This window comes from Vibrio sp. HDW18 (assembly GCF_011306175.1).
Lineage (GTDB): Bacteria > Pseudomonadota > Gammaproteobacteria > Enterobacterales > Vibrionaceae > Vibrio > Vibrio chanodichtyis.
On sequence record NZ_CP049913.1, the window covers coordinates 396,749 to 413,413 of the forward strand.

At 46.7% G+C, this 16,665-nt stretch carries 17 protein-coding genes and 2 tRNA genes; 8 read left to right on the forward strand and 11 right to left on the reverse strand.

Annotated elements, in window-relative coordinates:
• Nucleotides 1–95: 95 nt before the first annotated feature.
• Complete coding sequence (nhaC, locus tag G7083_RS01810; protein ID WP_166013308.1) at nucleotides 96–1,535, forward strand: Na+/H+ antiporter NhaC; 1,440 nt, start codon at nucleotides 96–98, stop codon at nucleotides 1,533–1,535.
• A 147-nt stretch (nucleotides 1,536–1,682) separates the two neighbouring features.
• Here nhaC and yejK read toward each other — a convergent pair whose 3' ends face one another.
• A complete protein-coding gene (gene yejK / locus G7083_RS01815; protein WP_166013309.1) occupies nucleotides 1,683–2,684 on the reverse strand; it encodes a nucleoid-associated protein YejK in 1,002 nt (333 codons plus the stop codon).
• A gap of 84 nt (nucleotides 2,685–2,768) precedes the next feature.
• On the opposite strand from yejK, the gene G7083_RS01820 reads away from it, so the two are divergent.
• From G7083_RS01820 to G7083_RS01835, 4 genes are all read left to right on the forward strand, one after another.
• Entirely contained in the window at nucleotides 2,769–2,984 is a 216-nt protein-coding gene (locus G7083_RS01820) for a YejL family protein (RefSeq protein ID WP_166013310.1), read from the forward strand.
• Between the two features lie 33 nt (nucleotides 2,985–3,017).
• Nucleotides 3,018–4,823 (forward strand): DUF3413 domain-containing protein, encoded by a 1,806-nt coding sequence (locus tag G7083_RS01825; protein ID WP_166013311.1) that lies wholly within the window; start codon nucleotides 3,018–3,020, stop codon nucleotides 4,821–4,823.
• A 63-nt stretch (nucleotides 4,824–4,886) separates the two neighbouring features.
• Nucleotides 4,887–4,963 (forward strand) — tRNA-Pro (locus G7083_RS01830).
• A gap of 164 nt (nucleotides 4,964–5,127) precedes the next feature.
• Nucleotides 5,128–5,218, forward strand: a tRNA-Ser gene (locus G7083_RS01835).
• A 202-nt stretch (nucleotides 5,219–5,420) separates the two neighbouring features.
• Here the strand turns inward: G7083_RS01835 and G7083_RS01840 are convergent.
• Both G7083_RS01840 and G7083_RS01845 read right to left on the reverse strand, forming a co-directional pair.
• Nucleotides 5,421–7,367, reverse strand: coding sequence for a DNA topoisomerase III (locus tag G7083_RS01840; protein ID WP_166013312.1), 1,947 nt, complete (start codon nucleotides 7,365–7,367; stop codon nucleotides 5,421–5,423).
• 84 nt (nucleotides 7,368–7,451) lie between these two features.
• Nucleotides 7,452–7,784, reverse strand: a complete 333-nt coding sequence (locus G7083_RS01845; protein ID WP_274722260.1) for a Grx4 family monothiol glutaredoxin — start codon at nucleotides 7,782–7,784, stop codon at nucleotides 7,452–7,454.
• 283 nt (nucleotides 7,785–8,067) lie between these two features.
• On the opposite strand from G7083_RS01845, the gene sodB reads away from it, so the two are divergent.
• The 3 genes from sodB to G7083_RS01860 all read left to right on the forward strand — a co-directional run bounded on the left by sodB (nucleotide 8,068) and on the right by G7083_RS01860 (nucleotide 10,153).
• Entirely contained in the window at nucleotides 8,068–8,652 is a 585-nt protein-coding gene (gene sodB, locus G7083_RS01850) for a superoxide dismutase [Fe] (protein WP_166013314.1), read from the forward strand.
• 113 nt (nucleotides 8,653–8,765) lie between these two features.
• The gene (locus G7083_RS01855) at nucleotides 8,766–9,269 is read left to right on the forward strand and encodes a VC2046/SO_2500 family protein (protein ID WP_166013315.1); all 504 of its coding nucleotides are present in this window, start codon (nucleotides 8,766–8,768) and stop codon (nucleotides 9,267–9,269) included.
• Nucleotides 9,270–9,526: 257 nt separating this feature from the next.
• A complete protein-coding gene (locus G7083_RS01860) occupies nucleotides 9,527–10,153 on the forward strand; it encodes an SDR family oxidoreductase (protein WP_346776874.1) in 627 nt (208 codons plus the stop codon).
• A gap of 21 nt (nucleotides 10,154–10,174) precedes the next feature.
• Here G7083_RS01860 and G7083_RS01865 read toward each other — a convergent pair whose 3' ends face one another.
• The 8 genes from G7083_RS01865 to G7083_RS01900 all read right to left on the reverse strand — a co-directional run bounded on the left by G7083_RS01865 (nucleotide 10,175) and on the right by G7083_RS01900 (nucleotide 16,624).
• Nucleotides 10,175–10,921, reverse strand: a complete 747-nt coding sequence (locus G7083_RS01865) for a VacJ family lipoprotein (RefSeq protein ID WP_166013317.1) — start codon at nucleotides 10,919–10,921, stop codon at nucleotides 10,175–10,177.
• A gap of 68 nt (nucleotides 10,922–10,989) precedes the next feature.
• Nucleotides 10,990–12,207 carry a c-type cytochrome biogenesis protein CcmI gene (ccmI, locus tag G7083_RS01870; protein WP_166013318.1) on the reverse strand — a complete coding sequence of 406 codons (1,218 nt, stop codon included), beginning with the start codon at nucleotides 12,205–12,207 and terminating at the stop codon, nucleotides 10,990–10,992.
• A gap of 2 nt (nucleotides 12,208–12,209) precedes the next feature.
• Nucleotides 12,210–12,653 (reverse strand): cytochrome c-type biogenesis protein, encoded by a 444-nt coding sequence (locus tag G7083_RS01875; RefSeq protein ID WP_206212114.1) that lies wholly within the window; start codon nucleotides 12,651–12,653, stop codon nucleotides 12,210–12,212.
• A 29-nt stretch (nucleotides 12,654–12,682) separates the two neighbouring features.
• Entirely contained in the window at nucleotides 12,683–13,237 is a 555-nt protein-coding gene (locus G7083_RS01880) for a DsbE family thiol:disulfide interchange protein (RefSeq protein ID WP_166013320.1), read from the reverse strand.
• Complete coding sequence (locus tag G7083_RS01885) at nucleotides 13,238–15,193, reverse strand: heme lyase CcmF/NrfE family subunit (RefSeq protein WP_166013321.1); 1,956 nt, start codon at nucleotides 15,191–15,193, stop codon at nucleotides 13,238–13,240. It lies immediately after the preceding gene.
• Nucleotides 15,190–15,669 carry a cytochrome c maturation protein CcmE gene (gene ccmE / locus G7083_RS01890; protein ID WP_166013322.1) on the reverse strand — a complete coding sequence of 160 codons (480 nt, stop codon included), beginning with the start codon at nucleotides 15,667–15,669 and terminating at the stop codon, nucleotides 15,190–15,192. The genes G7083_RS01885 and ccmE overlap by 4 nt, the downstream gene beginning before the upstream one ends.
• The gene (gene ccmD / locus G7083_RS01895) at nucleotides 15,666–15,872 is read right to left on the reverse strand and encodes a heme exporter protein CcmD (protein ID WP_166013323.1); all 207 of its coding nucleotides are present in this window, start codon (nucleotides 15,870–15,872) and stop codon (nucleotides 15,666–15,668) included. The genes ccmE and ccmD overlap by 4 nt, the downstream gene beginning before the upstream one ends.
• Nucleotides 15,872–16,624, reverse strand: a complete 753-nt coding sequence (locus tag G7083_RS01900) for a heme ABC transporter permease (RefSeq protein WP_166013324.1) — start codon at nucleotides 16,622–16,624, stop codon at nucleotides 15,872–15,874. Before G7083_RS01900 ends, ccmD begins: the two co-directional genes overlap by 1 nt.
• Nucleotides 16,625–16,665 lie beyond the last annotated feature (41 nt).

Genomic DNA, 16,665 nt, shown 5'->3' on the forward strand with positions numbered 1-16,665 from the left:
AATGTCGATATATTATTTTAACTACGGTAAAGTGCCCGCCGACTCAATAAGGACACCCTGACTCCTTACTAACGATTGGATAAGAGGCTCTTACTATGTTACAAGCCCCACAACGCCTACCAAGCTTAACCCAAGTGATCATTGCGCTTGGCTTATTTTTGTTGCTCGCGTTTTCATTTACTGCGCAGTTAGATTTACCTATCCAGCTTGCGCTGTACATCGGCTGGTTTATTGTCATGACCTTAGGCATCCGCTTAGGTCATAAATATAAAGAATTAGAGGCCGCCGCCTTAAATGGTATTGGCAATGGTTTAGGTGCAGTCCTGATCCTACTGGCGGTCGGTGCCCTAGTCGGTACTTGGATTGCGGGTGGCATTGTACCCACCATTATTTATTACGGCCTACAAGCGATCCACCCTTCGATTTTTTTACTGGCGACCATGGTGATTTGCTCGTTAACTGCTCTGGCCACCGGCACCTCATGGGGCGCCGCCGGTACTGCAGGTATCGCTATGATGGGGATCGGTCAAGGTCTTGGCATTCCAGCACCAATTACCGCAGGTGCAGTTCTGTCTGGCTGTTACTTTGGCGATAAGATGTCACCACTCTCCGATTCAGTGATATTGGCTTCATCGATGTCGAATGTTGAAGTGATGGAACACATCAAAGGCATGCTGCCGATTGCGCTGATCAGCTATATCATTACAGGTATTTTGTTTACGCTGTTTGGTTTCCACTACGCTGGCAATGTTGATATGTCTCAAGTTGAGAGCGTGATTGTCGCGATGGAACAACAGTTCTACATCACCCCTTATTCGTTTGTACCCGTACTGATCGTGCTAAGTTTGCTTGCGATGCGCATGCCTTCTTTCCCAGTGATCAGTTTTGGTTCACTACTCGGTATTGTTTGGGCGGTGATGATCCAAGATGTCGATTTCCTAGCGGCGTTTAATACCGCATGGGCTCCCTACCATATCGAATCTGGCGTAAGCTTTATTGATGCGATCCTCAACCGTGGTGGCATGTCATCCATGCTCGGCTCGGTAGCGGTGATTGTCTTCGGTCTCGGTTTTGGCGGTCTGTTAGATAAAGTAGGTGTACTTGAAACCATCGCGAAACTGTTTGAACGTCGCGTAACCAGTGCCGGCTCATTGGCCACCAGCACGATTGGCACTGCGTTTATGGGTAACGTATTCGGTTCTGCAATGTATGTTTCGCTGATCCTGACCCCTAAAATTTGTGCCAAAAACTATGATCGGCTTGGCTACCAACGCAAAAACCTCTCTCGTAATGCGGAGTTCGGCGGCACGTTAACTTCAGGGATGGTGCCTTGGAGTGATAATGGTATCTATATGGCGAGTATTTTGGGAGTGGCTACCCTCTCCTACGCGCCATTTATGTGGCTAAGCTTTGTATGCATTATCGTTACGATCGTGACCTCTTACTGCGGATGGTTTGTGGATAAATGTGAGCCGACAGCATCTGCGGACCAGTCACCGACTGATGCGCCTGAAACAGTGACCACGGCGGCGTAACGAGACCTTGCTGCAAAACAAGCATCACCCTTACGGATGACAAAAAAGAGCGCTTTGCAAGCGCTCTTTTTTTACCTATTCGACTATCGATATCAGTCGATCGAATTGCGGGGCTAGCACGGCATGCTTGCCACCGAAAATATCCGATTAGCGTAGACGCGTCAGTTGGTCACGCAGATTGGGTGGGGTCCCTTTGATGCTCAAAGTATCGGTTTCTGGATCGTAGAACACCCGCTCGCCAAGTAACACACTATCAAAGCTGAGATTTAAGCCACCACCTGCACCAACATATTTGGTGAGTTTACGCACGGTTGAGCGATCCGCGGGGAAACTCTCTTCTAATTGATAGCCTTGCTCACGGGTAAAATCGAAAAAATTGATCCCTTCATGACTGGCTGGCAACTCACCAGAAAGTTCTTGCACCTTAACCTCATCACCAGCTTTGATTTGATCGTTACAGTATTCGTATACCTGCTTCTTATAACTGATCGTTTCCTCTTTTTCGAACTTGGCATCCGTACAGAAATCTTCTACCGCTTGCATCAATACTTGGTTTTGCTGCTTAGTATCCAAACCAATATCGGCTTGTAGAAAATCGAGGAAAAAATCGGCCACTTTGCGCCCAACTCGGCCTTTAATGTAGCTCAGGTAACGCTTGGACTCTTGGTCAGTCTCATAGCTAGAGAGATCAATCCGCGCCACAATATCCATTTTATTGATATCCAGATAGTCGGTCGCGCTAATCTCTAGTCCCTCGGTGACTTTCAAACTTTGATTAAGCGGTAGCAAACCAATAAACAGATAATCGGTGGCCAAAGATTGATATTCCGCCATGACCAAAATGCCTTCATCAGCGAAAGGGTATTTGGCTAGCTCATTTTTCAGACGCTGCGCGCTTTGCTGTGAAAAAGGGTAAAAGGGTAAGCTGCCACGACGCATATCTTGCAACCAAAGCTGAAACTCACTGTCTGATTTAAAGCAACCAAAACCTTTACCTGCTTTGGCATTAAAAATACGATGTAACTCCGCCACCAAATTTTCGGTGGACGCGTCATTAGGCAAAGATTCAGCGCGATAATTGACCTCTAATTCATCGTTATCATTTTTACGCAGTTGGTGCAAAATCACGTTAGAAAGGAATAGGCTCATAGTGAAATAATCATCGTTGTGGTTTCAGTTGTCAGGCATAGTAGGGTATCATAAGCCGCTTTTACTATCATCATCAGAGTCAATATGCCTATTACATCGAAATACAGTGACCAACACGTTGAAACCATTCTGACTGAAATTGCTGCGGTACTCGATAAACACCATGCATCGCCAGAGCTCACCTTAATGGTGGTGGGTAATGTTGCCACCAATATACTCAATCAAAATGTAGCCGCTGGGCAGCGTAAAATAATTGCAGAAAAATTCGCACAAGCATTAATCTCGTCTTTGCAAAGCTAAATGACCCATTTAACCTATTAATAGAAAAAGCACATGGTAGACAGCGAAAATACATACGGTGATCGAGTTTCTCGTTTGGTTGGTTGGGGGCATTGGTTTGCCTTCTTTAATATCATTGCCGCTATCTTAATTGGTACGCGATACCTTTCCCAATCACCTTGGCCAGAAACCCTGCTTGGGCAACTCTATTTGACCCTGTCGTGGATTGGCCATTTTGGTTTTCTGGTTTTCGCACTCTACCTGCTAGTGCTTTTTCCTCTTACCTTTATCATTCCATCACGCAGCTTATTTCGTTTTCTCGCCGTTTGCTTCTCAACACTTGGCCTGACGGTACTATTGATTGACACTCAAGCGTATCAGATCATTAACCTGCATCTAAATCCTGTGGTTTGGGAGTTGCTATTTAGCGATGAAACCAGCAGTGTCAGTGCCGATTTACAACATCTGTTTGTGGTTTTACCACTGATCTTTTTACTTGAACTTGGCCTCTCTGAATGGGTATGGCGCAAGCAGCGCAAACTATCGCACAAGCGCATAGGACGCCCAATCGCTGGGGTGTTTTTTGTGAGTTTTATTGCTAGCCATCTAATTTATGTCTGGTCCGATGCCTATCTATATGCACCGGTGACCAGCCAACGGGCTAACTTCCCACTCTCCTATCCGATGACGGCCAAATCGTTTATGGAAAAACACGGCTTACTTGATAAAGAAGAGTACAGTAAGCGACTGGCGGAGCAGAGTAGCGAGATCGATGTACTGGCTTATCCATTGGAGCCGTTAGAGTTTAATCGTCGCGCCAATAACCTCAACGTGCTGATCGTGAGCATTAACAATCTACGCGCAGATGCCTTAACCCCAGATCTGATGCCAACCGCTTATCAGTTTGCCAACCAAAACCTCAACTTTGCCAACCACTACAGTTCCAGCAACGATATGTTTGGGGTCTTTGGCTTGTTCTATGGCTTACCTAGCACCTACGCAAGCAGTGTTCGTGTGCAAGGTAGTGCACCGCTATTTATTGATATCATGAGAAAAAATGATTATCAATTTGGGTTATTTAGTGGCAATGATTTTGCCGATCCTCTATATCAAGAAACGCTATTTCGAACATTAAAGCGGACCAAAATCGCAGTAGATAATCAGCATACCTTCGATCAACAAGTGGTAAACATGTGGGCAGAATGGCTACCTTCCGTTCAGAAAAAACCTTGGTTTAGCTATCTCGAATTGACCACGCTTGAAGAACTTTCCGATCTCACCGATGCGCCCTCACAGGGTTCCACCGAACAGCGCTTACGCGCCAGCTATAACCGCTCCGTGACCCAAGCAGACCAAGTGTTTAATCAGTTACTTGAGCAGCTCAATACGCTTGGCTTAGCCGATAGCACCGTGATTGTGCTGACCTCTAACCACGGTACCGAATTTAACGAGACCAAAACCAATACTTGGGGTTCGGACAGCAATTACAGTCGCTATCAACTGCAAGTACCAATGGTGATTCACTGGCCAGGCAGAATTGCTGGTATCTATGCACACCGCTCTAGCCATCTCGACTTCTCGGTTACTCTAATGCAAGATCTGCTTGGGGTTTCATCCAATCCGATAGATTACAGTAGTGGTAAAAATCTATTTAATGAAAGTAAGCGCAAATGGATCCTGGCGGGTGATGCCCGAGAGTTGGCTTTAATCACCAATCAAAACACCACCGTGATTGATAAGTTTGGCAATTTTAAAGTCTATGATAATGAATATCAGCGCCTGAAACAGACAACACCAACCCTACCGGTATTAATGCAAGGTTTGACCGAGTTGCAGCGTTTTTACGCAAAAGACAATTAAATTCATTATTTTAAGCCAAGCTAGGCTTGACGCCTTACACAAAAGTTATTAGATTACGCGCATCGGACTGTAGCGCAGCTTGGTAGCGCACCGTCATGGGGTGTCGGGGGTCGGAGGTTCAAATCCTCTCAGTCCGACCATACACCTAAAGGGGAGTTTCTTAGAAACTCCCCTTTTCCGTTTTAATCAATGTACAAAATAACGTTTAGTGATAAAAATCGCAGCCAAGTGTACATAATTACAGCAAACGGTTTATTGGGGGCTTTACAAGTGAGTATCAGCTCGATATTATGCCCGCACAAAAGGAGAGATGGCTGAGTGGTTGAAAGCACCGGTCTTGAAAACCGGCGATGGTTAATAGCTATCCTAGGGTTCAAATCCCTATCTCTCCGCCAAATTCAAGCCCTTGATTTATCAAGGGTTTTTCTCGTTTTAAGACGATCAAATATCACCTAATACAAATAGGTGACACATATGTGGTTATTTCAGCATCCTTCTAGCATCGACGATGCTCGCGTCAACTTCACTTCTTCGCAACACTTCCCTTCTTCGCAACAGAATATGCCCCTACTTCATCCCTGGCGGTTGCCAATCCAATCAATTACGTTTTCTATCTTGACGTTGATTCTTCGAAGCACGCCGTGTGCGTTTAAAAGCAGGCTTACTGACCGCGGGTAAAGATTGTAATGCCGTAGGTATTGGCGCAGTTTTAACTTGCTCGATCAATTGTTCAAGGCGTTGCTGTAAGGTCTGCATAAAGGGTTGGTAAGCTTGGCCTTTCTCTGCGATAGCTTGCAGTTGATGCTCCCAATGCGCCGTCATATCTGGGTAAGTGGCTTCGCTGGGTAATGCATCAATCAAGCCCCGACCAGCGGGAGAGCTTTTAATCAACTTACTATCACGCAGTAATAAGCCACGCTTAAATAAGGTATCGAGAATACCAGCACGGGTTGCTTCCGTGCCTAAACCATCGGTTTCACGGAGAATTTTCTTCAAATCTTGATCCGCGACAAAACGAGCAATCCCAGTCATCGCTTGCAACAGCGTTGCTTCAGTAAAATGACGAGGCGGCTCCGTTTGCTTTTGTTTGATCTCCGCCTCTCGACACTGCAGTACAGTCCCGATAGGTAGAGGTGGCACTTTATCTACGCCCTCGACTTGCTCATCTTGACAACCGGTTAATGCTTTCCAGCCCGCACTGAGCAGTTGACGCCCTTTGGCGATAAAAATGCCACCAGCGATGTTAAACACTAACTTTGCCTCTGCGTACACGGCGGCTGGATAAAACTGCATTAAATATTGGCGAGCAATCAGCTGATACACTTTCAACTCATAGCTAGACAACCGATTCAGCGCGGCCTGTTTTGGGGTGGGGATAATCGCATGGTGAGCATCGACCTTACGGTCATTCCATGCTTTAGAACGCAACGATAAATCAGCCTGCTGTACAGCCGTTGTCAGCTCTTGGGCATTATTGGCGATCGCCGCCACGACCTCTGCAGCTTGGGCCCAATGTTCATCAGGCAAATAACGGCAATCAGAGCGTGGATAGGTGATTAATTTATGTTTCTCATACAGGGCCTGACAAATATCCAACACTTGCTGCGCACTCATGTGATAACGCTTGGCTGCATCAATTTGCAGCGTCGAAAGTGAATAAGGCAGTGGAGCCGCTTGCTTGGTTTGCTGTTGCTCTGATCCGGTTACGCTGGCAGGTTGATGTGCGATGCGATTGGCGACATTCTCAACCAGCTTACGGTTGATCACTCGACCTTGCTCATCCTGCCACGGCAAACAAGCGTCACTCGGTTGCCAACGAGCACGGATATCAAACTGATCCGCACCATTTTGATAAGGAATGAGCGCATCGAGAGTGAAATAATCATGAGCGATAAAATTTTCGATCTCTTGATCACGCCTCACCACTAAACCCAGCACCGGTGTTTGCACCCGACCAACAGAAAGCACCCCTTGATAGCCCGCTTTTTGCCCAAGCAAAGTATAAGCACGCGACATATTCATGCCATATAGCCAATCGGCGCGTGAGCGGGCTAAGGCAGAAACCGAAAGCGGAATAAATTCACGATTACTGCGTAAATCCTGTAGAGCACGTTTTACGGCAGCAAGGTTTAAATCACTGATCAATAAGCGCTGTACCTGGGCTTTTTTATGCTGAGACACTTTGCAGTAATCCAACACTTCATCAACTAACAGCTGCCCTTCGCGGTCTGGATCGCCTGCATGAATAATTTGCGTCGCATCTTTAAGCAGTTTGCGTACGACGCTAAGCTGCTGAGCCGCGGATTTCCTAGGCCTTAATTGCCACTGCTGTGGAATAATCGGCAAATCGGCCATGTGCCATTTTTTATAGCGTTCAGCATAAGCATCCGGTTCAACTTGCTCAAGCAGATGGCCAATACACCACGTCACAACATCACCATTCGCGCAGCGAATACTGCCCGGCTGTTTTTGGTGTGGTTTAGGCAGAGCATCGGCAATTGCTCGCGCTAAGCTTGGTTTTTCAGCAATAAAGAGTCGACTCATGGTGGTCATTGATCAGATAAAATTAAGGCCACATTACTCAATGTGGCCTTATAAATGCAAGTGAAACTGTAATTTTATACAGTGTTATTCTTGATTAGCGGCACGGGCTGCCGCCTCTTTAACCAGTGTTTGCAGCTCACCCTTCTGGAACATTTCCAGCACGATGTCGCAACCGCCGATCAACTCGCCTTCAATCCACAATTGTGGAAAAGTAGGCCACTGTGCATAGACTGGCAATTCCGCACGAATATCTGGATTTTGCAGAATATCTACATAAGCAAATTTTTCACCACACGCCATCAGTGCTTGTGCCGCTTGTGAAGAAAAACCACAACTTGGCAATTTAGGTGAGCCTTTCATATAAAGCAAAATCGAATTTTCGGCGATTTGCTGTTTGATTTTATCAATAGTTTCCATCGCTTCCTCATTAATGGATGTCATCAAATATGGCCGTATTCTAAAGCAATAATGGAGAATAAAAACCCTATTATTAACACGGTTAAGCGCTAAACTTAGTTTACTGGGAAAGGTGATGCTTGGGATTGATGGACCTTGATGATCTTTTTCTGCACTCGGGGTTTTAATAAAGTAAAAACTTGCTAAACTAATTGGCAAGTCAGTCATAGTGACGAATAAAATAATACACTGGAAGCAATGACATAAAGAGAAGTCTCTCTTTACACTCAATGGAGAATCCGCAATGGCATTTGAATTACCTGCTCTTCCTTATGCGAAAGACGCACTAGAGCCACACATCTCAGCAGAAACACTGGACTTCCACCACGGTAAGCACCACAACACTTATGTGGTAAAACTGAATGGCTTGATCCCTGGCACTCAATTTGAAAATAAATCATTAGAAGAGATCATCAAGACCTCGACCGGTGGTGTTTTCAATAATGCCGCTCAGATTTGGAACCACACTTTCTACTGGCACTGTCTGTCACCAAACGGCGGTGGTGAGCCAACTGGCGCAGTTGCTGAAGCCATCAATGCAGCATTCGGATCTTTTGCTGAGTTCAAAGCAAAATTCACTGATTCTGCGATCAACAATTTTGGTTCGTCTTGGACTTGGCTAGTGAAAAAAGCCGATGGTACATTAGCGATCAGCAACACTTCTAATGCAGCGACACCGCTGACAGAAGAAGGGGTGACACCGCTACTGACCGTTGATCTGTGGGAACATGCATACTATATCGACTACCGTAACGTGCGCCCTGAGTACATCAACGGCTTCTGGGCATTGGTTAACTGGGATTTCGTTGCTCAAAACCTCGCCAAATAAGCATCGTCCGCTTAATAAAACGCCATAAGCCTGCAATTTTGCAGGCTTTTTTATCTCTCTCGCTCAAGTTTTTCGTTCAAGTGCCGTTAAATGAACATCAACGGGAGAGTGTCATGCAAGTCCACACGTTAGACAAAGCTGCAATCATCAGTGAATTGCATTTCGGCCAAGGTATTAGCCAAGCCGTTACGCAAGGACGTCGTGCCGACTTCTCTCTACTGCTGGCACTATTTTCGAATGATGTCCGCGATAACACCCCGGTAGATAAGATCGATCAGACTCCAACCACTGAGCAGCTACTACGGCAACGTTTTGAACTCGCGCCTCCTCAACCGCTGGCGAATGATCACAGTTCGTATCAAATTTCAGCCAACCAAGCAGCACAGTTCCATCAAGGGGGCATGGCAAGTGCCAAGCTAAGCCATTATTTGGCTCCAGAAGCATTAACCTATCGCCCACAAGATACTCAAGGCTTACCGGAAGAGGTGTATTTGAATCTCTCTGGGCACGAACGACGTCATCTGGCGGATAAAACCCCGATTTCACTCTTGGCTAAAGATTTTTATCAGCGTCTTGCGACCGCCTACCGTCAAGATCAATTACGAGTTGCCCTCTGATCCGCGCACATATGAAATTATCCGCACTGCAAACAACCACATTCTGCAATCATTTTTGTGAATGAATGCAAACTATTGAGTTTCGATTTGGATAATCCAAGATCATTCGAGCTCATTCACATTGCATTCACATTTCATCAACTATCATAACCACACTCTTTTACAGAAACCCTCGCTAACAAAGCGCACAAAAATACGGAAAGGTGGCACACATGGATATAAAAAGTGCAGTAATCTTGATCACTTCTGCCAGTTCAGTGCTAGGTAGCACCTTAGCTATCCATTTTGTGCGGCTTGGAGCGCGGGTGATGTTATGCGATCTCAATCTGTCTGGTTTAGTCAAAACTTATCAGTGTTGCTGTGCAATCTCAGATCAAGTTGCTTATTTTCATCTATGCGATTTTTCACCAGAAAGCATTGAGCATCTACTTGATATTACCGAGCAAAAATTCGATCGCGTGCCAGATGTATTGATTAATAATTTACCCTCTGCCCCCCTGCCCTCTTTGGTCGATGAAAAACCGGCAGCTCAATTTATTCAGCAATTAGCGACCATTGCTTCTTCATTGTTTAATTTTAGCCATACTTGCTCACTCAGAATGCGTCAGCACGATACGAAAGGGGTGATCGTGAATGTGGTGTGCTATAACGCACCACAAGATCGGTTGGGAATTGAAAGTGCTAATTCGATGGTGTCCGGATTTACTCAATGCTGGGCTAAAGAGCTGACTCCGTTCAATATTCGGGTGGCTGGCGTTGTGCCCCAAGTCCCCTGCGCGAATGATGAACGGGTACACTGGTCGGAAATGCGCGAAGAATTGATCCGAAATACTGAATATATCGTTGCTAATGAGTATTTTAGTGGTCGAGTGATGTCCGCTTAGCCACAGCTAAGCGGTCAATGATTATAATCCTTCGCTCAAATACTCATCCAAGTATTCTTCTTGTTGCGCATCATAATCATCCACTTGAATCTCCGCATCAGCATTACGACGTTGGATAAAAGCATCGCGAGTTAAGCTATAAGGATCTGGCGAGTTGTGCAGTAAAGGCTCTTGCGCCACCAACGCCGCTCGTGTCTCCATGCCTTCCAATGTCCATTTACCAATCCCAGCCCAAGTATTGAGGTAAACCAGAGGGAAATAAAGCCCATCGACCAGATCACCGACTTGACGTAGCGTATAAGGCCCATAACCTGGCAACATGAAGTAAGGACCATTGCCAACCCCGTAGTGACCAACGACATCGCTGAACTCTTTGCCATTGCTTTTTCTGATCCCAGCTTCAGAAGCAATATCAATAATGCCCAGTAAACCCAAACTGGTATTAATCCAAAATCGGTTAAAGTGATCGGCGGCTTTTGAACCATTACCCATCAGCAGGTTATTGACGACACTCGCTGGCTCATCCAAGTTAGAGAGAAAGTTGCCAACCCCAGTACGTACTGGTTTAGGCACATAACCAACATAAAACAGCGATACCGGGCGTACAATGTACGGATCGAGGTAATCGTAGTTAATCGTCCACATTTGTCGGTTAAAACCTTCTAAAGGGTCATTCACCTGAAGGGACGACGGCTCCTCATCCGGTGCACTACTACACCCAACCAATAATGAGGTTACCAAAACAATCCAAGATAAACGGCTAAGCATATGTTATTCCATGTACTAAGACCGATGTGGTCATCGGTCTTATTGATACTATTATTCAGCAGGTAATGTTATGGATACTGCTTATCAAGTATAACCTCAACCGGCTGTCCGGGCTGGGTTATTTGGCTTTCAGCATACCAGTCACCCGTTTTGGTGGTCACATTACCATCACGGTCAAGGCGGGCATGTACCACAAAAGATTCGAGGCTGGATAATTTTGCCCCTTCAAGCATACTGTTATTATCATCCAAGACTACGGTTCTTGGGAATTCGCCAAGTGGATAACGCGCTGCTGCCACCGGAATTGGCGAACCTGGAGCATGGATCGATACCATTAGCACCGCAGTCGGTTCAACCTCAGTCTGGGCACCCAGCTTAATCGTGACTTTCACCGATTGACCCTCGGCCGCCAAGTCTTGTCCCATCCGTTGTCGCGCACTGTCAATACTGCGCGTCAGCATCTCATAACGTGCATCGTCGGGCTCAATCACTTGTTGCATGAAGCTCCAATATTTTATCGCGGTTGCAAAATCACTATTTTCAAAAGCATCGAACGCCAATAAAGAGTAGACGCGCAAATCCGGATAGCCATGTTGAGCCAGCTTCAGCAATATCGATTTGGCCGCTTGCTGATCCACTGCGTCATTAGACAACATCAGCGCTTGCGCATAACCAAATTGCACTTCTGGATTATCACTATCCAGTGCGAAGGCTTTTTTCATTGCGCCAATAGCGCTGTTCAAGTCACGATTGGCCAAGCCTATGCGCCCTAACAACAGCCACCCCGTCACATCATCGGCTTGAGAATGCAAGCGAGTGCGTAACGCCAAAGTCAGATCATTCATCTCTTGGTCGCTGAGCTCAACTTGAGGAACCATTAACTTTTTCGATAACTGTGGCAGTTGTGCCGTAACCTGTTGCCAAGCTTGTACTTGCTGATAATGACCAAACTGTGCGTATAAGGCAGAGCTTAATCCGATCACCACCAAAACTGCAGGCACAATCACTCGCCAAACTGCCACTTGGTTTTCTGGCAGGTGCTTTTGCTGCAGCGGGATATCATCTAACAGGGTTTGCTTTAAATCGGCAATCAGCTCTTGCTGATCTAACACAATCCCTTCTGCCGTTTCTTGTTCAAGCTCTTGCAAGCGGTCTTTATAAAAAGCTTTATTGAGTTGATCACGCAGCAGTTGATCATTATTCACTCGGGGTTGCATCAACGGGATGACGATAAACGCCACCGCAATCGCGATTAGCAATAGGGTAGAAATCCAAAACAGCCACATGATTATTTCTCTCCCTCATGCTTTTCAGTGAGCAGATCCTGTAAACGTGCTTCTTGCTCTGCACTCCAGTCGCTGGCATTGAGTGAATCCTGCTTTTTACGACGACTACGCAGCACAATCACCGCAAAACCGATCACTAAGACGGCAATCGGTCCTAACCAAAGGATCGCCGTGCCGATGGTCAGCGGCGGATTATAAGTTACAAAATTCCCGTAACGCGCGATCATGTAATCGACGATTTCTGCTTTCGATTTACCCTCTTTAGTCATCTCATAGACTTTTTGCCGCAGATCTTGCGCCAGCTCCGCATTCGAATCGGCAATCGTGTTGTTTTGACATTTAGGGCAACGCAGAGTAGCACCTAAATCCTGAAACTGTTTTTCTTGCTCAGGGGTATCAAAATCATACACTTCGATGGTCGCTAGAGCAGAAAGCGATACCAGCATGGCGACACAAGCCGCAACCCACCACTGCTTCATTGTTTCGCCTCCGCCAGTAACTGAGCATAAAGAGGAGCTAAGGTGGTTTGCCAATTACGCGCATTGACATCACCAACATGGCGATAACGGATCCCCCCCTGAGCATCAATCAAGAAAGTCTCTGGCGCGCCATACACCCCCAGATCCAACCCCAGCATACCATTGCCATCAAACAAGCTGATCAGATAAGGATTGCCTAATTGATTCAGCCATTGCGTCGCTTTACCGCGTTGATCTTTATAGTTAAGACCAATAATTTTCACCCCTTGCTCTGCAAGTTGGTTGAGGTATTGATGCTCGGCATAGCAAGTCGGGCACCAGGTCGCCCATACGTTTAACAGTAGCGGCTCACCGGTAAAGATCGATTGATCATATAACTTACCCGGTGCAGCTAAATCTTCAAGCCGAAATTCCGGCACACTTTTTCCAACTAGCACCGATTCCAACTTGGTCGGATCATCGCCATCGGAATTTCTGACTAACTGAGTCGCAAACACTCCGGCCAGTAATAAAAATGCGATGAGTGGGATAAATAAAATTTTTTTATTCACTTAAACCTCCGACGATAGGTGCTTTCTAAAACGGTAGCGTTTGTCACTAATTGCCAATATTCCAGCCAGCGCCATCAACAAACCGCCCGCCCAAACCCAACGAACGTACGGTTTATAATAAATCCGTACCGCCCAAGAACGGTTGTCATCTAAACGCTCACCTAGTGCAATATAGAGATCACGCGTGATAGCGCGGTCGATCGCCGCTTCGGTCATCATTGATTTAGCGGTACGGTAGAAACGTTTTTCCGCATGTAAGGTATTGATGTACTCCCCTTGGCGAGTGATTTCAAACTCCGCAATATAGCCGTCGTAGTTCGGGCCATCGTTATCGCGCACCGCTTGGAAATAAAAGTCATACTGGTTAAGCACGAAATTCTCGCCTGGCGCTAAACGCACATCACGCTCAATACTGTAATTTTGTACCATCGCAATACCGATAATCGAGACGGCCAATCCAGCATGTCCGAACAGCATCGCCCAATGGCTACGCGGCAACTTACCGATCCCTTGGATAAAACGATGACGGTGGGTAGCTCGTGTATACAGTTCATAGCCATGCAGCAATAAAATCCACCACGCCATCACCCAGCCAAGATAGGCCATCAAGCTAAAGGAGGTTGCATTAAGCCACATCATCAGCCCTGACAGCATCAATGCCGCAGATGCACTGAGCAGCATAGGTTTGACTAAGCTTGAGAATTGATCTCGCTTCCAGCGGATCAGCGGACCAATGCCCATAAAAAACGCAAATGGGATCATTAACCAGGCAAATAGCATGTTAAAGAAAGGGGCACCGATCGAGACCGAGCCAAGGCCAAGCTGTTTATGCACCAAAGGCAGTAGAGTACCAATCAATACCACGGCCAACCCAGTCATTAGCAATATGTTATTCACCAGTAGGCCATTTTCACGCGACACGAGGTCGAAGTTACCCCGCACTCGCACCGCGGCCCCCTTGATCGCGAATAGCAGTAATGAACCACCAATCACGGCGATCAAAAAGCCAAGAATAAACATACCGCGCGCCGGATCGGAGGCAAACGCATGAACCGAGACCAAAATACCGGAGCGCACTAAAAAAGTGCCGAGCAAACTCAATGAGAAAGCAGAAATCGCCAGTAATACCGTCCACGCCTTAAATGTGCCACGTTTTTCCGTAACCGCGAGCGAATGCATTAACGCGGTACCGGCCAACCAAGGCATAAATGATGCGTTTTCAACCGGATCCCAGAACCACCAGCCGCCCCAACCGAGTTCGTAGTAAGCCCACCAAGAACCCAATACGATGCCTAATGTTAAAAACAGCCAGGCGGCAATTGTCCAAGGCCGCGACCAACGCGCCCAAGCAGTATCAAGCCGACCGGTCATTAGCGAGGCAATCGCAAATGAAAAAGCGACCGAAAAACCGACGTAGCCCATATACAGCATCGGAGGGTGAATGATTAAACCAGGATCTTGCAATAATGGGTTTAAATCACGCCCATCAATGGGAAAATAAGGCAAAGTGCGTAAGAAAGGATTTGAGGTAACAATGATAAACAGCAAAAATCCAACCGTGATCATCCCCATCACCGCTAGCACTCGGGCTACCGACTCTTGTGGCATACCACGGCTAAAACTGGCCACCGCCACCGTCCAGCCCGCTTGGATTAACACCCAAAGCAATAGCGAGCCTTCATGGGCACCCCATACCGCGGTTAACCGGTAGTACCAAGGCAATTCGCTATTGGAATTACTGGCTACATACTGCACGGTAAAATCATTGCTATAGAATGCCCATAGCAAAATCACAAAAGAAACCAATAACATACAGAACATACCCCAGGACAAAGGGCGTGCAGTGTTAATCAGTATTGTGTTATTGCGTGAAGCACCCAGTAGCGGTAATCCGCTTAGTAAAACCGCTAATGCTAATGCCAGGATAAGTGCAAAATGGCCAATTTCCGCAATCATTGAGCGCTTCCTTGTTGTTGTTCCGTGTACTGTAACGGTGCATGAGTTTTTTGCATCGCTTCTGCAACTTCTGGTGGCATGTAGTTTTCATCATGCTTGGCCAGCACTTCGAACGCCTCAATCCGCATCGGCTCAACTAAGATCCCTTGTGCAACAATGCCCTGACCTTCGCGGAATAAATCCGGTAAAATGCCATCATAGGTCACCGTGATACTTGGCCCTACATCGTGCAGATCAAAACTCACTTGTAACGAACTTGCATCGCGCTTGACAGAACCTTCAACCACCATGCCGCCAATACGCAGCCGTTGACCAATTGCGGGCTTTTTCCCTTCTTTGCCATACACTAGCTCGGTTGGGGTATAGAACAGATCCATATTCTGGTTCAGCGCATAAATAATTAATCCCACGGTGGTACTTAAACCAAACAAGATGGCTAACACCACAGCGAGCCGCTTTTTACGTCTTGGGTTCATAGTGTGTTCTCACTCTGTTTTGCGGCATCGATACGCGCTTGCCGCTCAAGTTTATTGCGCACTTCAGCCAGTAACTGCTGCTTGCGTCTAACGCTGGCCACCCACAACACCGCCATTGATAGATAGGTCAAACCAAATGCGCTCCAGACATAGCTGGCATACCCACCCATCGCTAAAAAATCGCTGAAAGATTGAAAATGCATTACTGCTTGCCTCGTAGAGATTGATTGGCCAACTCACTAACCCAAGGTCGGTGACTTTCCCGACTCACAATTTCATTGCGCAGACGGATCATGGTTAACGCCGCAAAAAACAGACCAAAACCGAAGATACACGCCAGCAATGGCCATAACATCTGCGGTGCAATCGAAGGTTTCGCCAATTTAGTGATGGTGGCTCCTTGATGTAAGGTATTCCACCACTCGACCGAGAAATGGATAATCGGCAAGTTAATCACCCCAACGATCGCCAAGATACCGGCGGCTTTGGCCGCGGTCTTTTGATCATCAAATGCATGATAAAGCGCAATCACACCTAAATAGAGGAACAACAATACCAGTTCCGAGGTTAAGCGAGCATCCCATACCCACCAAGCGCCCCACATCGGTTTGCCCCAAATCGCCCCAGTGATCAGGGCAATAAAGGTATATAGCGCACCGATCGGCGCCATCGCTAAAGCGGCCATATCCGCCAGGCGGATCTGCCAAACAATGCCGATAAAGGCAGCAATGGCCATCGACATATATACCCCCATCGACCAGATTGCGGCAGGTACATGGATATAGATGATCCGAAAACTCTCACCTTGCTGATAATCAGCGGGCGCATAAGCTAAGCCAAGCACTGTCCCTAGCGCGAGCAACACAAATCCTAGGCTGGCAAACCAAGGCAGCAACTTACCACACAGTTGATAAGCGACGTCTGGTTTGGCATAGGGATGAAGCCATTTCCACATGTTGATCTCACTTTAATTTTGATTGCAATTCTTTGATATAT

Coding starts and splice junctions, on each gene's coding strand:
- nhaC (WP_166013308.1), top strand. CDS start 96: ATGTTACAAGCCCCACAACGCCTACCAAGCTTAACCCAAGTGATCATT.
- yejK (WP_166013309.1), bottom strand. CDS start 2,684: ATGAGCCTATTCCTTTCTAACGTGATTTTGCACCAACTGCGTAAAAAT.
- G7083_RS01820 (WP_166013310.1), top strand. CDS start 2,769: ATGCCTATTACATCGAAATACAGTGACCAACACGTTGAAACCATTCTG.
- G7083_RS01825 (WP_166013311.1), top strand. CDS start 3,018: ATGGTAGACAGCGAAAATACATACGGTGATCGAGTTTCTCGTTTGGTT.
- G7083_RS01840 (WP_166013312.1), bottom strand. CDS start 7,367: ATGAGTCGACTCTTTATTGCTGAAAAACCAAGCTTAGCGCGAGCAATT.
- G7083_RS01845 (WP_274722260.1), bottom strand. CDS start 7,784: ATGGAAACTATTGATAAAATCAAACAGCAAATCGCCGAAAATTCGATT.
- sodB (WP_166013314.1), top strand. CDS start 8,068: ATGGCATTTGAATTACCTGCTCTTCCTTATGCGAAAGACGCACTAGAG.
- G7083_RS01855 (WP_166013315.1), top strand. CDS start 8,766: ATGCAAGTCCACACGTTAGACAAAGCTGCAATCATCAGTGAATTGCAT.
- G7083_RS01865 (WP_166013317.1), bottom strand. CDS start 10,921: ATGCTTAGCCGTTTATCTTGGATTGTTTTGGTAACCTCATTATTGGTT.
- ccmI (WP_166013318.1), bottom strand. CDS start 12,207: ATGTGGCTGTTTTGGATTTCTACCCTATTGCTAATCGCGATTGCGGTG.
- G7083_RS01875 (WP_206212114.1), bottom strand. CDS start 12,653: ATGCTGGTATCGCTTTCTGCTCTAGCGACCATCGAAGTGTATGATTTT.
- G7083_RS01885 (WP_166013321.1), bottom strand. CDS start 15,193: ATGATTGCGGAAATTGGCCATTTTGCACTTATCCTGGCATTAGCATTA.
- ccmE (WP_166013322.1), bottom strand. CDS start 15,669: ATGAACCCAAGACGTAAAAAGCGGCTCGCTGTGGTGTTAGCCATCTTG.
- ccmD (WP_166013323.1), bottom strand. CDS start 15,872: ATGCATTTTCAATCTTTCAGCGATTTTTTAGCGATGGGTGGGTATGCC.
- G7083_RS01900 (WP_166013324.1), bottom strand. CDS start 16,624: ATGTGGAAATGGCTTCATCCCTATGCCAAACCAGACGTCGCTTATCAA.